12 protein-coding genes are annotated in these 14,117 nt (G+C 61.1%); 8 read left to right on the forward strand and 4 right to left on the reverse strand.

Annotated elements, in window-relative coordinates; all coding sequences use genetic code 11:
- Positions 1-5 precede the first annotated feature (5 nt).
- The 5 genes from ACQRAX_RS13090 to ACQRAX_RS13110 all read left to right on the forward strand — a co-directional run bounded on the left by ACQRAX_RS13090 (position 6) and on the right by ACQRAX_RS13110 (position 5,564).
- Complete coding sequence (locus tag ACQRAX_RS13090) at positions 6-680, forward strand: heavy metal response regulator transcription factor (RefSeq protein WP_412039878.1); 675 nt, start codon at positions 6-8, stop codon at positions 678-680.
- On the forward strand, positions 655-2,034 hold the full coding sequence (locus ACQRAX_RS13095; protein WP_412039879.1) for a heavy metal sensor histidine kinase: 1,380 nt from the start codon (positions 655-657) through the stop codon (positions 2,032-2,034). Before ACQRAX_RS13090 ends, ACQRAX_RS13095 begins: the two co-directional genes overlap by 26 nt.
- Before the next feature lie 113 nt (positions 2,035-2,147).
- On the forward strand, positions 2,148-2,372 hold the full coding sequence (locus ACQRAX_RS13100) for a hypothetical protein (protein ID WP_412039880.1): 225 nt from the start codon (positions 2,148-2,150) through the stop codon (positions 2,370-2,372).
- A gap of 206 nt (positions 2,373-2,578) precedes the next feature.
- The gene (locus tag ACQRAX_RS13105; protein ID WP_412039881.1) at positions 2,579-3,913 is read left to right on the forward strand and encodes an OprD family porin; all 1,335 of its coding nucleotides are present in this window, start codon (positions 2,579-2,581) and stop codon (positions 3,911-3,913) included.
- A gap of 157 nt (positions 3,914-4,070) precedes the next feature.
- Positions 4,071-5,564 carry a GGDEF domain-containing protein gene (locus ACQRAX_RS13110; RefSeq protein ID WP_412039913.1) on the forward strand — a complete coding sequence of 498 codons (1,494 nt, stop codon included), beginning with the start codon at positions 4,071-4,073 and terminating at the stop codon, positions 5,562-5,564.
- On the opposite strand, the gene ACQRAX_RS13115 is transcribed toward ACQRAX_RS13110, so the two are convergent.
- Complete coding sequence (locus tag ACQRAX_RS13115) at positions 5,561-6,037, reverse strand: PA2169 family four-helix-bundle protein (protein ID WP_412039882.1); 477 nt, start codon at positions 6,035-6,037, stop codon at positions 5,561-5,563. The genes ACQRAX_RS13110 and ACQRAX_RS13115 overlap by 4 nt on opposite strands.
- Before the next feature lie 205 nt (positions 6,038-6,242).
- Here ACQRAX_RS13115 and ACQRAX_RS13120 point away from each other — a divergent pair, with 205 nt between their 5' ends.
- Complete coding sequence (locus tag ACQRAX_RS13120) at positions 6,243-6,464, forward strand: DUF3820 family protein (RefSeq protein ID WP_045183717.1); 222 nt, start codon at positions 6,243-6,245, stop codon at positions 6,462-6,464.
- 37 nt (positions 6,465-6,501) lie between these two features.
- On the opposite strand, the gene ACQRAX_RS13125 is transcribed toward ACQRAX_RS13120, so the two are convergent.
- From ACQRAX_RS13125 to ptsP, 3 genes are read right to left on the reverse strand one after another with little or no spacing between them, the layout of a single operon-like run.
- The gene (locus tag ACQRAX_RS13125; RefSeq protein ID WP_412039883.1) at positions 6,502-8,238 is read right to left on the reverse strand and encodes a fructose-specific PTS transporter subunit EIIC; all 1,737 of its coding nucleotides are present in this window, start codon (positions 8,236-8,238) and stop codon (positions 6,502-6,504) included.
- Complete coding sequence (gene pfkB / locus ACQRAX_RS13130) at positions 8,235-9,185, reverse strand: 1-phosphofructokinase (RefSeq protein WP_412039884.1); 951 nt, start codon at positions 9,183-9,185, stop codon at positions 8,235-8,237. Before pfkB ends, ACQRAX_RS13125 begins: the two co-directional genes overlap by 4 nt.
- Positions 9,186-12,044, reverse strand: a complete 2,859-nt coding sequence (gene ptsP, locus ACQRAX_RS13135; RefSeq protein ID WP_412039885.1) for a phosphoenolpyruvate--protein phosphotransferase — start codon at positions 12,042-12,044, stop codon at positions 9,186-9,188.
- A 283-nt stretch (positions 12,045-12,327) separates the two neighbouring features.
- Here ptsP and cra point away from each other — a divergent pair, with 283 nt between their 5' ends.
- Entirely contained in the window at positions 12,328-13,323 is a 996-nt protein-coding gene (cra, locus tag ACQRAX_RS13140) for a catabolite repressor/activator (protein WP_412039886.1), read from the forward strand.
- A 2-nt stretch (positions 13,324-13,325) separates the two neighbouring features.
- On the forward strand, positions 13,326-14,102 hold the full coding sequence (locus ACQRAX_RS13145; RefSeq protein WP_412039887.1) for a TatD family hydrolase: 777 nt from the start codon (positions 13,326-13,328) through the stop codon (positions 14,100-14,102).
- The last annotated feature ends 15 nt before the right edge of the window (positions 14,103-14,117 follow it).

Consider the following 14,117-nt stretch of genomic DNA (forward strand, 5'->3'; position numbering starts at 1 on the left):
CAATCATGCGTGTGCTGATTATCGAAGATGAACAAAAGACCGCCGACTACCTGCATCGCGGTTTGAGCGAACAGGGTTTTACCGTCGACCTGGCGCGTGACGGCATCGATGGCCTGCACCTGGCCCTGGAAGGTGACTACGCGGTGATCGTGCTCGACGTCATGCTCCCCGGCCTGGACGGTTATGGCGTGCTGCGCGCACTGCGGGCACGCAAGCAGACGCCAGTGATCATGCTCACCGCGCGTGAACGGGTCGAAGACCGCATTCATGGCTTGCGCGAAGGCGCCGATGACTACCTGGGCAAGCCCTTCTCGTTTCTCGAACTGGTCGCTCGCCTGCAAGCCCTGACCCGCCGCAGTGCCAATCAGGAACCGGTGCAAATCCAGGTTGCCGACCTCTGGGTCGACCTGATCAGCCGCAAAGCCACTCGCGCCGGCCAACGCTTGGATCTAACGGCCAAGGAATTCTCACTGCTCAGTGTGCTGGCCCGCCGTCATGGCGAAATCCTCTCCAAGACCGCCATCGCCGAACTGGTCTGGGACATCAATTTTGACAGCGACGCCAACGTCGTCGAAGTGGCGATCAAACGCTTGCGCGCCAAACTCGACGGTCCCTTCGATACCAAGTTGCTGCATACCATCCGAGGCATGGGCTATGTTCTGGAAAACCGTGCTGATTAACTCCATCGCCCTACGCCTGAGCGCCCTTTTTACCTTGGTGGCACTGGCGGTGTTCCTGCTGATTGGCAGCGCGCTGTACAAGCAGGTCGACCGTAGCCTGGACTTGCTGCCAGTGGCGGAACTGGAAGCACGCTTCAGCGTCCTGGAGTCGTCGCTCACCCGTTATGACACCACCGAGCACTGGGCCAAGATCAGCAACAAGCTCAACCTGCTCAGCGAAGAAGACCGACGCATTCGCTTCTGGGTAGTCAGCGGCCAGCAGCCTTTTGAGTACGGTCATCCCGGTGCCAGCATCCGTGCCTTCGCCCAAGGCCCGTTGGGCATGCGTGATCTGCGCCTGGCCGACAGCCCCTACCCGTTCAAAGTGCTGGTCAGTGAATTGCCAGCCATGGGTGCGCGCCCGGCGCTGCGCTTCTTGATCGCTATCGACACCGAAACCTTCTGGCAGACCCAACATACCCTGCTGGTGGCAATTATCAGCTTGTCGGTGTTTGGTGTGGTGCTCGCCTCGTTGCTCGGCTACTGGGTCGCACGGGTTGGCTTGCGGCCGCTGCGCAGGCTGTCCGCCGAAGCCCAGAAACTGGCCCCCCCTCGCTTGAGCGGGCGCTTGCAGCTCGCGGACCTGCCACCGGAAGTAGCGCAATTTGCCAGTGCCTTCAACTCCACCCTGGAGCGCGTCGACCTGGCCTATAGCCGCCTGGAGGCCTTCAATGCCGATGTTGCCCATGAGTTGCGTTCGCCGCTGACCAACCTGATCGGCCAGACCCAGGTGGCCCTGACTCGCGGACGCAGCGCCGAGCATTACTTCGAAGTGCTGCAGTCGAACCTTGAAGAGCTGGAACGCCTGCGTACTATCATCAACGACATGTTGTTCCTGGCCAGCGCCGACCAAGGCAGCAAGGCCACGGCACTGACCTGCAGTTCGCTGGCCGAAGAAGTGGCGGCGACCCTCGATTATCTGGATTACATCCTTGAGGACGCACAAGTGCGTGTCGAGGTCAGTGGCGACGCGCAGGCACACATTGAAAAAGCCCAACTGCGCCGGGCCTTGATCAACCTGATCAACAACGCCGTGCAGCACACTGACGCCCAGCAGGTTATCCAGGTGCGCATCGAACAACACGACGGACAAATCAGCATCGCCGTGAGCAACCCCGGGCCGGCGATTGATGAAGAGCACCTGCCGATGCTGTTCGAACGCTTCTACCGGGTCGATGCGGCGCGCACCAGCGGCAGTGGCAACCATGGCCTGGGCCTGGCCATCGTCAAGGCCATTGCCCTGATGCATGGCGGCAGCGTGTTTGTGCGCAGTCAGGCCGGGGCCAATACCTTCGGGATTGTATTGCCCGCTTGATCATTGCTTCTGACGCAACAGTACTTCTCGAAAATGTAACTTTTTCTAGCGGACATTTCCGACTAATTTAGTCAAACCTACTTAACACTTGCACCGCAAGAAGGTTGTTGTAAATGTCCAATAGTATGGGTGTGGCCAGCGTATTCGTCCTGTCTTCCCTGTTATTGTCACCGCTGGCCATGGCCGAGGAATCATCGGCGTTTGTCGCGCGCAATGCAGAACTTTCCGCCGTTCATGATCAGGCGCGCCAGGCCTTCGCCGCGCAGTCTGATAAGTCATCAGAAGCCGCAGAACAGACAGCTTCCCAGGTTATTTCGAGTGACGCTGCAGAGAGCTGACCGCCCCTGCGTTTCTCCCTTCGACTCCTTTGGCTCCCACACAGGTGACTTGTGCGCTTGTGCGGTTGTCTTTCAAAGCCGCTGATCATCAGCGGCTTTTTTTTCGTGTGTCGAAAAGTGCCAGTGCACTGGCCCATTTGTTCATAAAAAGATCAGCTTTCGCACAATAAAAATTGCCTTACCTTCACCTCAAGGAGTCCACACCGGTGAACACCGCTTTACGCATCACCCCCCTGTTCGTTGCATTGACTGCAACGATCCCGCTCAACGCCCAGGCTGATGAGGACAAAGCCGAAGGCTTTATCAACGGCTCCAGCTTGAACGTGCATGCACGCAACTACTACCTCAACCGCAATCAGCTGGATCGCGGTGTGCGTGACAACCGGGAATGGGGACAGGGTTTTCTCGGCAAATTCGAATCAGGCTACACCGGGGGCACCATTGGCTTCGGCCTGGACGCTCATGCCATGCTGGGGCTGAAACTCGATGGCGGCGCGGGCACCTCCGGCACCAGCATCCTGCCGATCAACACCCAAGGCGATGGCGAGCCGGGCAAAGCCCCTGATTCGTTCTCGACTGCCGGTGCCGCGCTCAAACTCAAGGCCTTCGACACCGAACTCAAGGCTGGCGACCTGTTTCTGACCAACCCGGTGATCGCCGGCGGTGAGTCGCGCATGCTGCCGCAGACGTTCCGCGGCGTCAGCCTGACCAACAACAGCTTCGCAGGCCTGATGCTCGAAGCTGGCCAGGCGAGTTTCACCAAGCCTTACAACCAGAGCGGCCACCGCCGTATCGACACCTACTACGGCGCCTTACCGGACGACCGCGAGAGCCGTCACCTGAACTGGGCCGGCATGGCCTGGAGCGGCGTGCCGAACCTGACCTCGAGCCTGTATGCCTCAGAACTCAAGGACATCTGGAACCAGTACTACTTCGATCTCGACTACACCTATGAGGTCAATGACCTGGTCAGCCTCAACCCAGGCCTGCACTTCTATCACACCCAGGACACCGGCCAGGCGCTGCTGGGCAATATCGACAACAACACCTACAGCCTGCACTTCACTGTCAATGTCGGCTACAACAGCCTCACCGCGGTGTACCAGCGGGTCAACGGCAACACCCCGTTCGACTACATCAACCAGGGCGACAGCATTTACCTGGACAACTCGAACATGTACTCGGACTTCAACGGCCCCAACGAGCGCTCGTGGAAGCTGAAGTACGCCTATGACTTCACCGGTCAGGGGATTCCCGGGTTGACCTCGGTCATTTCCTACTCCAGCGGCGAACTGGACCTGACCAAGGTCGACCCCAACAGCGTCGGCTACGGTGAACACTGGTACAACCCAGAAGGCAAAAATGCCCGTCACTGGGAGCGCGACTTCGACCTGCAGTACGTGTTCCAGCAAGGCAACCTCAAAGACCTCTCGGTGCTGCTGCGCTGGGCCAGCCACCGCGGCAGCCAGGGCTACTCGCAGATCGACAACGATGTCGACGAGTACCGGGTAATCATCGACTACCCGCTGAACATCTTCTGATCCCTCCACGCCCACAAGAGCTGGCGCTCTAGCCAGCTCTTTCCGTCGGTTCGCAGCCAAAGTTTCTTGTTCGCCAATCGCCCGGCACCTAGAATACCGCCGCCGCGTGACCACGCCGCGACTCTTCTGACGGTCTTCGCCTGTTGCGACCATGACTTTGCCTTCCCGATCCCAGCGATCCGCCCTGTACAAGTCTCATCCTGAGCTGTTCCTGAATCTGGGCAGTTGCCTCGCCGTGCTCGCAATCGTCGCCATCGTCAGCTACCTGGTGGCGCGTGAACGCAGCAACATCGAACAGAGCGCCGCACGCTCGGCGAGCAACATCGTCCAGCTGATCGAAAGCGACATCGTGCGCAACGTCGAACTCTATGACCTGTCCTTGCAAGGCTTGATCTGGGCGGTGAAGCAGCCGCAACTGCGCACGCTACCTGCCCAAGTGCGCCAGCAGGTATTGTTCAACCAAGCCTTTACCACACCGGTACGCGGCGACATCCTTTGGCTCGACGCTCAGGGTAATGTGACGGCCGACTCCACCAGCGTGGTCCCGCGCCAAGCCAATTTCGCTGACAGCAAGGTATTCCAGGCCCATCGCCAGAATGCCGACCTGGGCTTGGTGATCAGCCCGCCCTTCAAAGCACGCCTGGGTACCCCGGACTGGTGCATTAGTTTCAGCCGACGCATTTCCGGGCCCCACGGCGAGTTTGCCGGAGTGGCGGCCGGTGCCTTACGCCTGTCGTACTTCACCGAGCTGTTCAAGCGCTTGGATATTGGCCATGACAGCAGCATCAACCTGATCAACACCGACGGTGTTCTGCTGGCACGCCAGTCGGCGAGTCCGGACGATTTGCTAATCGGCGCCAACTTCGCCGAGCGCCCGAACTTCAAACGCTTGCTGGCCGATGGCAACGGCAGCTTCAGCGCTCATTCCGGGATCAATGGCAAAACACGGCTGTACACCTTTGCCCGAGTTGCCGAGCTGCCACTGATCGTGGTGGTGACACATTCGGGTGATGAGGTGTTCGCCTCCTGGCGGCGCACGGCGTTGCTGGTCAGCTGCGCAACCGGCGTGCTGTGTGTCGGTATCCTCTGGCTGACCTTGTTGCTCGGACGCGAACTGCGTCGTCGCCACTGCGCCGAACAAGACCTGGCGGAACTGGCGGCCACCGACAGCCTCACTGGCCTTGCCAACCGCCGCCAGCTCGATCAGGTGCTGCGCCGCGAATGGTCACGGGCACAGCGCAATCACCGTGCGCTGGCGGTGCTGATGGTCGATGTCGATCACTTCAAGGCCTTCAATGAGCGTCATGGTCACCAGGGCGGTGACCAAGCCTTGCGCGCAGTCGCCGCCGCCATTGCCCACAGTATCCGCCGACCGGCGGACTTGGCAGCACGCTACGGTGGCGAAGAGTTTCTGGTGGTCTTGCCTGAAACCGAACGCCATGGTGCCCAGGTGCTGGCTGAACGCATTCGCCGCAGTGTCGAAGCGCTGCCAGCGTTTGCTGATGACACCACGCCGGTGACGGTGAGTATTGGTATCGGCTGCTACACGCCAGGCACCCAGCAAGATCTGGCGACCTTGCTGGGCAGTGCTGACGATGCGCTCTATTGCGCCAAGCGCAATGGCCGCAACCAGGTGGTTAGCGCGCCTTAAGCACGGGCCCTTGCTTCGTTGCGCAGGGCCTTGACCTGGTCATGATTGCGCTGCACGCCATGGTACTGACGTTCGACCAGGGCATAGGCCTCACTGCCTGGAGCCATGGTCAGTTTGCTGAGTTTTTCCAGGGCGTCCTTGTAAGCTTTCAAGGCATGGTCTTCGCCGCGTTCTACTTCATTGAGCACAGCAACTTCATCCTTGCTCGTGAACATCGACTTAAGGTCGACCCACTTACGGTGCAGGTCACCGCTGACGCTGGTGGAGTCTTCCGGATCACCGCCCAGTGCCCGCACTTGATGCTGTAGCTCGGACGCTGCGGTGCCACACTCTCCGGCGCGCTGCAGGAAGTAGGTTTTCAGCTGGGAATTTTTCACATCTTCGGCAGAGGTTTTGAAACCCTTTTCACCGTCCTTGCTGAACTCGATCAGTTCGTTGAGAACCGAAATAACGTCTTTGTTTGGGCTGGTCATGACACGACTCCTTTGCATGATGAAAGAAAGATGCAAAGAAACGGAGCAGTGTTCGTGCCAGGTCAGAATTAAAAAATATTTTCTTATTTTTCAATTAGTTATGATTAATTGAACTCTCATGAGGCAAGCGTTCTGCATGAACTGTCCTTTGGCCTTCATGCAGATTGCATGTATGTTCGAACCTTCTCCTTAAGAACCACCCTCGATGAATCCGGAAACACTCGAACTGCTGGTCACCCGGGAAATGCCCTTTGGTAAATACCAGGGCCGACTGATCGCCGATTTGCCCGGCCATTACCTGGCCTGGTTTGCTCGCCAGGGCTTTCCCAAGGGCGAGCTCGGTGGGATGTTGGCGCTGATGCACGAGATCGACCATAACGGCCTCGGCGAGCTGCTGGTGCCGCTGCGCAAGAAGCACCGACGGTAGGCAGGCGCGAACCTGCAGTTACCCACAGGCTCTGTGCTCAAGCCTTGACCGGTTGCACCGTCAGCTCAACCCCTTCGCTGCGCTTGACCAGCGCATACACCACCGCCGTCAACAGGCTACCTGCGAGGATCGCCAGCAGGTACAGCAAGGCATGGTTGATGGCGTTGGGAATCAGCATGACGAACAGCCCGCCGTGCGGCGCCATCAATTTGCAGCCGAAGTACATCGACAACGCCCCGGTCAGTGCGCCACCGGCAATGCTCGCCGGAATCACCCGCAACGGGTCTTTGGCGGCAAACGGAATCGCCCCCTCCGAGATAAAACACAAGCCCAGCACAAACGCCGCCTTGCCGGCTTCGCGCTCGCTTTGGGCAAATTTGCGCCGAGCGATGAAGCTGGCGATCCCCAGTCCAATCGGTGGCACCATCCCAGCGGCCATGGTCGCCGCCATCGGGGCGTAGCTCTGCGATGCCAGCAAGCCCACGGAAAAGGCGTAAGCGGCCTTGTTGATCGGCCCGCCCAGGTCCACACACATCATCGCGCCGAGTAACACACCGAGCAGAATCGCGTTGGTGGTGCCCATGCTGTCGAGAAAGTGGGTCAGGCCTTCGAGCATCCCCGCTACCGGCTTACCGACCACATAGATCATCACTAAACCGGTGAACAAGCTGGCCAGCAAGGGAATGATCAGAATCGGCTTGAGTGCATCCAGGCTACTGGGCAAGCGCACCCAGCGGCTGATCGCCTTGGCGCTGTATCCGGCGAGAAAACCCGCAACGATGCCGCCGATAAAACCTGCACCGAGGGTGCTGGCCAGCAGGCCGCCGATCATTCCCGGCGCCAGCCCCGGACGGTCGGCAATCGAGTAGGCGATGTAACCGGCCAGGAGCGGCACCATCAATTTGAATGCCGCCTCGCCACCGATCTGCATCAGCGCTGCGGGCAAGGTGCCGGGCTCTTTGTAGGCTTCGATGCCAAACACAAAAGACAGGGCGATCAACAACCCGCCGGCCACCACCATCGGCAACATGAACGAGACACCGGTAAGCAGATGCTTGTACACCCCGGTTTTCTCGCTTTTGCTCGTACTGGCATCAGCGCTTTGCCCGGCAGCCTCTTCGCGACCTTCCGCCAGGGCTTTGTTCAAGGTGTTCTGGGCCTGTTTCAAGGCAATGCCAGTGCCACAGCGATAGATACGCTTGCCGACAAAACGCTCGGTGGGCACCTCGATATCGGCAGCCAGAAGCACCACATCAGCCTCGGCAATGGCCGCAGGTGGCAAGGGATTGCGCGCCCCCACGGAACCTTGGGTCTCGACCGTCAACTGATAGCCCAGTTGCTGCGCAGCTTGCTGCAAGGCTTCGGCGGCCATGAAGGTGTGGGCAACACCTGTCGGGCAGGCAGTAATGGCGACGATTTTTGCGCTGCGCTCGACAGGCGCTGATTGCGCCTCACTGACCGGCTGATACACCTGGGCCTTTTCTGCCGCCTCAGCGAGAAAATGCTGAGCATCCACCAAAGCCTTGGCCGGGGTGCTCTGGAACAGACGCTTAGCGGCAAAGCGCTGCAAGTCCAGCGGGCCGGTGCTGACCACCAGCACCCAGTCGGCAGCAGCAATCACCGCCTCGGACAATTGCCCCAGCGGCTGCTGCGGGTCATGCACTTCTACGCTGGTGTTCCAGCCCAACCGCTGCGCGGCGGCTTCCAGCAAGCGGGCACTGAGCACACTGGACACCTGGCCATTGGGGCAGGCGGTGACGATGGCAATGTTCATCTGCAGCCCTCTTGTTGTTCTTCACTCAGGCGCACGTCGCGCTCAAGTTGCGCCAGCTGGGTGCGGTCATTGATACCAAAACCGATCTGGGTCACCGCCTGCGCGGCAATCGCGGTGGCCAGGCGCAAGGTCTGCTGCCCGGTAGCGCTGCTGAGCAAACCATGCACCATGCCGGCCAGTAGCGAGTCACCGGCGCCGACCGTGCTGGCCACCTTGACCCGCGGAGGCACGGCAGTCAGCGCGCGCTGTTGGTGGAACCAATTGACCCCCTGCTCACCCTGGGACACCACCACATGCTCGACGCCTTGGGCGATCAGCTGACGCGCCGCCGCTTGCTGTTCGGCAAAGCTGTGTACCGGGCTACCGAGCACTTCGCCCAGTTCATCGGTGTTGGGCTTGACCAGCCAAGGAGCCGATTGCAGCCCGGCGCGCAGGGCTTCACCGCTGCTGTCCAAGGCGACCTTCAGGCCCATGGCCTTGAAGCGCTCAAGGAGCTGCTGCAGCCATTGCGGGCTGATGCCACGCGGTAGGCTGCCGGCCACCACTACCGCGTCATGACCAGGGGCGATTCGGCTCAGCCTGGCGAGCAATTGCGCACAGGCCTGCTCATCGACCTGCGGGCCGGGGCCGTTGATGTCGGTGACACGGCCATCGGCTTCCACCAGTTTGATGTTGCAGCGGGTTTCACCTGGCACGCGAACAAAGCAATCGGCAAAGCCACGGCGGGCAATCAGCGCTTCGAACGGCTGCAGGTTGTCCGCACCGAGGAAGCCGGCGACGGTAACGCTATGACCAAGGTCGGCGAGCACCTGCGCAACGTTCAGGCCCTTGCCTGCGGCGTGGCTGTGCTGGGACAGACTGCGGTTGACCTGGCCGCTGTGCAAGGCGTCCAGGCTGACGGTCAGGTCCAGCGCCGGGTTGAGGGTCAGGGTGAGTATCTTGGCCATTCAATCGTTCTCCACCAGCGCCCGTACGGCGCTGGCACTGCCCTGCAGCAACGCTTGCTGGGCAAGCTGCCGGGCGTGTTCATAATTCAGTTCGCGGACCTGCGCCTTGACCTCGGCAATGCTGCGCGCCGCCACGCTCAGTTCGTCGACGCCCAGCCCCAGCAGCACGGCAACCGCTTGCGGATCTGCCGCCAATTCGCCGCATACCCCCACCCATTTGCCATGGGCATGGGCGGCGCGCACGGTCATGTCGATCAGCTGCAACACTGCCGGGTGCAGGCCATCGGCCTGCGCCGACAGGCTTGGGTGACCACGGTCGATGGCCAGGGTGTATTGGGTCAGGTCATTGGTGCCAATGCTGAAAAAATCCACTTCGCGGGCCAGCACTGGCGCCAGCAAGGCCGCCGAAGGCACCTCGATCATGATCCCCAGTTGTAGGTCGCTAACGCTGATTTCTTCGCGCAGGCGCTCGACCATGGCCCGCGCCTGCTGCCACTCTTCAAGCTGACCGACCATGGGAAACATGATCCGCAGCGGTCGGTCATCCGCCGCACGCAACAAGGCGCGCAACTGGCTCTCCAGCACCTGTGGGCGTTGCAAGGTCAGGCGAATGCCACGCACGCCGAGGAACGGGTTTTCTTCCTTGGCAATCGGCCAATACGGCAGCGGCTTGTCACCGCCGACATCCAGGGTACGAACCACCAATGGCCGCCCGGCGAGGCCATCGAGAACACGACGGTACTCGGCCTCCTGCAGCGCTTCGTCCGGAGCCTGTTGATGGGCCATGAAAATCAGTTCCGTGCGCAGCAAGCCGACGCCTTCGGCGCCATGATCGACCACCGCGTCGATACCCTTGCTGTCGCCGATGTTGGCGAACACTTCAATGGCATGCCCATCGCAGGTCACCGCGGGCTCCAATCGATGTTCGCGGGCCAACTGCAGACGCTGCTCACGACGCTCACGTTCAGCCAGGGCACGCTGCAGCTCATCGGCGCGCGGCGCCACGTGCAGGCGGCCACGCTGGCCATCGAGCAACAGCGAAGTGCCCGCAACAATCAACAGCACTGCATCGCCGGCGCCAACCACCGCCGGAATGCCCAGGGCGCGAGCGACAATGGCGCTGTGCGCGGTAGCGCCACCACGAGCGGTGAGAATTCCGGCGACGCGGGCTGGATCCAGGCGTGCGACATCCGACGGGCCGACCTCTGCCATCACCAGCACGTAAGGTTGCTCGGGCGCCGGGGTGTCAGCTTCGCCACACAGTTGCGCCAGCACGCGGCGGCCAATGTCACGCAGGTCAGCGGCGCGCTCGGCAAGCAAGGCATCCTGCAGAGCCTCCTGCTGGCGCGCCGCGTTGTCGATCACCGCCATCCACGCTGCCGGAGCACTTTGGCCCTGACGCAAACGCTGGTCGACTTCGTCAGCCAGGTCGGGATCGGCAAGCATTTCCTGGTGGGTGATGAAGATTTCGCCGATGGCCTTGGCCTGGCTACGCTGGATCAGTGCTTCGATCTCGGCATTGACCGTCGCCAGTGCCTGCTGCAAACGCTGACGCTCCATCGGTAGCGACTCACCGCGCAGCGGATAGTCGAACTCGCGCAGCACCTGAATATGCGCCGGACCGCTGGCAATCCCTGGTGCGGCAGCCACGCCCTGAATCACCGCGCCGTCCAGCGGGGCAACCAACTCCGGCTCCGCGAGCATTGCAGGTGCGGTATCTACCGTTGTCGCCAGCGCCTCGACTTCTTCGCCCAAACCCTCTTCGATCGCCGCCAGCAAGGCCGGTAACGCATCGGCGGCGACACTGGGTTCGGCAATGATTTCCAGCACCTGACCACGGCGGGCACCGAGGCTGAGTAACTTGCTCAGACTCTTGGCGGAAACGGCTGCCAGACCACTGTCGACCAGACGCAAACGAATTTCACCGTCAAAGACCTTGGCCAACTGTGCCAACACCTTGGCCGGGCGCGCATGCAGGCCATGGGCATTGGCCAGACCGATACGCGCACTGGGCCAATCGGCCGGCACCTCGCCGCCCAGCACTTCAAGCACCGCACGGCGGCTGGTGGCGCGGCACAGTTCCTGGCCTCGGCCTTCAATCAACAGCGTGCACAAACGTTCGAGCAAAGCCTGATGGGCCGCGCCAAGGCTGGCCAGACAGAACACACCCTGCACAGGCTGCTCGTTAAAGCGCAGAGGTTGCTGCGGGGTGACAAACGCCAGCCCCGGTTGACGCACCGCCTGCTCGCTGTGCAGCCACCACAGGCCTTCGCCCAGTGGCAGGGGCTCAACCTGTTGCAGCACCCCGGCAAAAGCGCCGCTGACACAATCAGCACGGTGCAACAAGCGTGCTGCACGCCAGACCAACTCGTCAAAATCCTCGGCCGGCACACCTAAACCAATCATCTGCGCATCCAGCGCCAACTCTTGTGGCGCACCTTGCAGCAGCTTCAGCAGCGCTTCGCCAGAGCTGGCCCGGCGTAGCGCTTCGGCCAAATCGGTTTCGCCCAAGGCACGGGTCAACAACTGCAACAGGCGCAAATGCTCATCGGAACGTGCGGCAATACCAATGGCCAAATACACCCGCTGGCCATCACCCCAATCCACACCTTCAGGAAACTGCAGCAGACGCACGCCAGTGGTAAACACCTGATCGCGGGTTTGCGGCGTGCCGTGCGGAATGGCAATACCTTGGCCAAGAAAGGTCGAGCCCTGCGCCTCACGCGCTTGCAGGCCCGCCAGGTAGCCGTCGGCAACCAGGCCATCACGCACCAGGTGCTCGGCCAGAAGCTGCAGCGCCGCCGACTTATCCACAGCCGACTGGCCCATGGATATCTGCTCTACAGTGAGCTCGAGCATGACCTTCTCCTTTGCAGCACCAGGCGGGTGCTGAGGTATTGTTGTGAATTTTTCAACATAGGGCCAGCTACTGGCAGCCCTCAGCAAGCGTTGGTTCGGCAGAAAAGTCGCCTGCTGAAACGATTAATCTGGAATTGTGAGCACGTTACTCGATAATCTGCGATCAATGAAGCCCCATCTTGTCGGACACTTGCGACAATGGTCGTCTGCGCGTTGATCTCAGGATCGGCGACAATTCCCGGTCAGGCTGCGCAAGCAGCCGCGGTATAACAAGGAATTTGCGGTGAAACTCAGCGATATCGCCCGTCTGGCCGGTGTGTCCGTGACCACTGCCAGCTATGTCATCAATGGCAAGGCCGAACAGCAGCGCATCAGCAGCAGCACGGTGGAGCGTGTGCGTTCGGTCGTCGACGCCCATGGCTTCACCCCCAACCCACAGGCTGCGGGCTTGCGTAGCCGCCACACCAAGACCCTGGGGTTCATTCTCCCGGACCTGGAAAACCCCAGCTACGCACGCATTGCCAAACAACTGGAACAAGGCGCCCGGGCCAAAGGCTACCAACTGCTGATTGCCAGTAGCGACGACCAGCCCGAAAGCGAGCGCCAGTTGCAGCAGCTGTTCCGTGCCCGCCGCTGCGATGCGCTGTTTGTCGCCAGTTGCTTGCCGGCCGGTGATGACAGCTATCGCCAGTTGCAAGCCAAAGGCCTGCCGATCATCGCCATCGACCGTAGCCTGGACCCGGCGCATTTCTGCTCGGTGGTCAGTGATGACCGCAACGCCAGCCTGCAACTGACCCGCAGCCTGCTCGACAGCGCGCCCCAACACATCGCCCTGATCGGTGCACGCCCGGAACTGAGCGTCAGTCAGGCCCGTGCCGGTGGTTTCGACGAAGCCTTGCAAGGGTTCAGCGGCAAAATCAGCCGCTACCAGGGCGAAGCCTTCAGCCGTGAATGCGGCCAGCGCCTGATGCACGAACTGATCGCCGAGCTCGGTGGCCTGCCCGATGCCCTGGTCACCACTTCCTACGTACTGCTGCAAGGGGTGTTCGACGTGCTTCAGGCACGCCCGGCCGACTCGCGCAGCCTGCGCCTGGGCACCTTCGGTGACAACCAGTTGCTCGACTTCCTGCCGCTGCCGGTCAACGCCATGGCCCAGCAGCATGGGGTAATGGCCGAAACCGCCTTGAAGCTGGCCCTGGCTGCCGTTGAAGAAAAGCACTACGAACCTGGAGTACATGCCGTAGGTCGTACCTTCAAACAGCGAATCAACAAGGCCTGAACATGCGCCTGATCGACACCCACACCCATCTGGATTTTCCAGATTTCGACCTCGACCGCTCGGCCTTGCTAGCCAATGCACGGGCCGCGGGTGTCGAGCGCATGGTGGTGTTGGGGGTGTATCAGAACAACTGGCAGCGTGTGTGGGACCTGGTATGCAGCGATCCTCAGCTGTACGCCGCCTTTGGCTTGCACCCGGTTTACCTCGAGCAACATCGCCCAGAGCACGTGCGTGAGCTGGGCGACTGGCTCAGCCGCCTGCGCGGCGAACGCCAATTGTGTGCCGTCGGCGAGTTCGGCCTGGATTACTATTTGCCTGAGCTCGACCGCGAGCGCCAGCAACAACTGTTCGAGGCGCAACTGCAACTGGCCGTCGACTTCAACCTGCCTGCCCTGCTCCATGTGCGCCGTAGTCATGCGGCGGTGATTGCCACGCTCAAGCGCTTCAAGCTGCAACGCGGCGGCATCATCCATGCGTTCGCGGGCAGCTATGAAGAAGCCCGCGAGTACCACAAGCTCGGTTTCAAACTCGGTCTAGGTGGTGCGGCCACCTGGCCACAAGCCCTGCGCCTGCACAAAGTGCTGCCGCAGTTGCCGCTGGACAGCCTGGTGCTGGAAACCGATGCCCCAGACATGGCCCCGGCAATGTTCCCAGGGGTGCGAAACAGCCCCGAGCACTTACCGCAGATTGCTGAGGCACTGGCACAGGTGATTGGCATTGGGGTGGAGCGGTTGGCCGAGGTGAGTACGCGCAATGCGTGTGAAGTGTTTGGGTGGTAGCTCACAGACTGCCAC

It is taken from the genome of Pseudomonas sp. UM16, from assembly GCF_050312595.1.
Taxonomy (GTDB): domain Bacteria; phylum Pseudomonadota; class Gammaproteobacteria; order Pseudomonadales; family Pseudomonadaceae; genus Aquipseudomonas.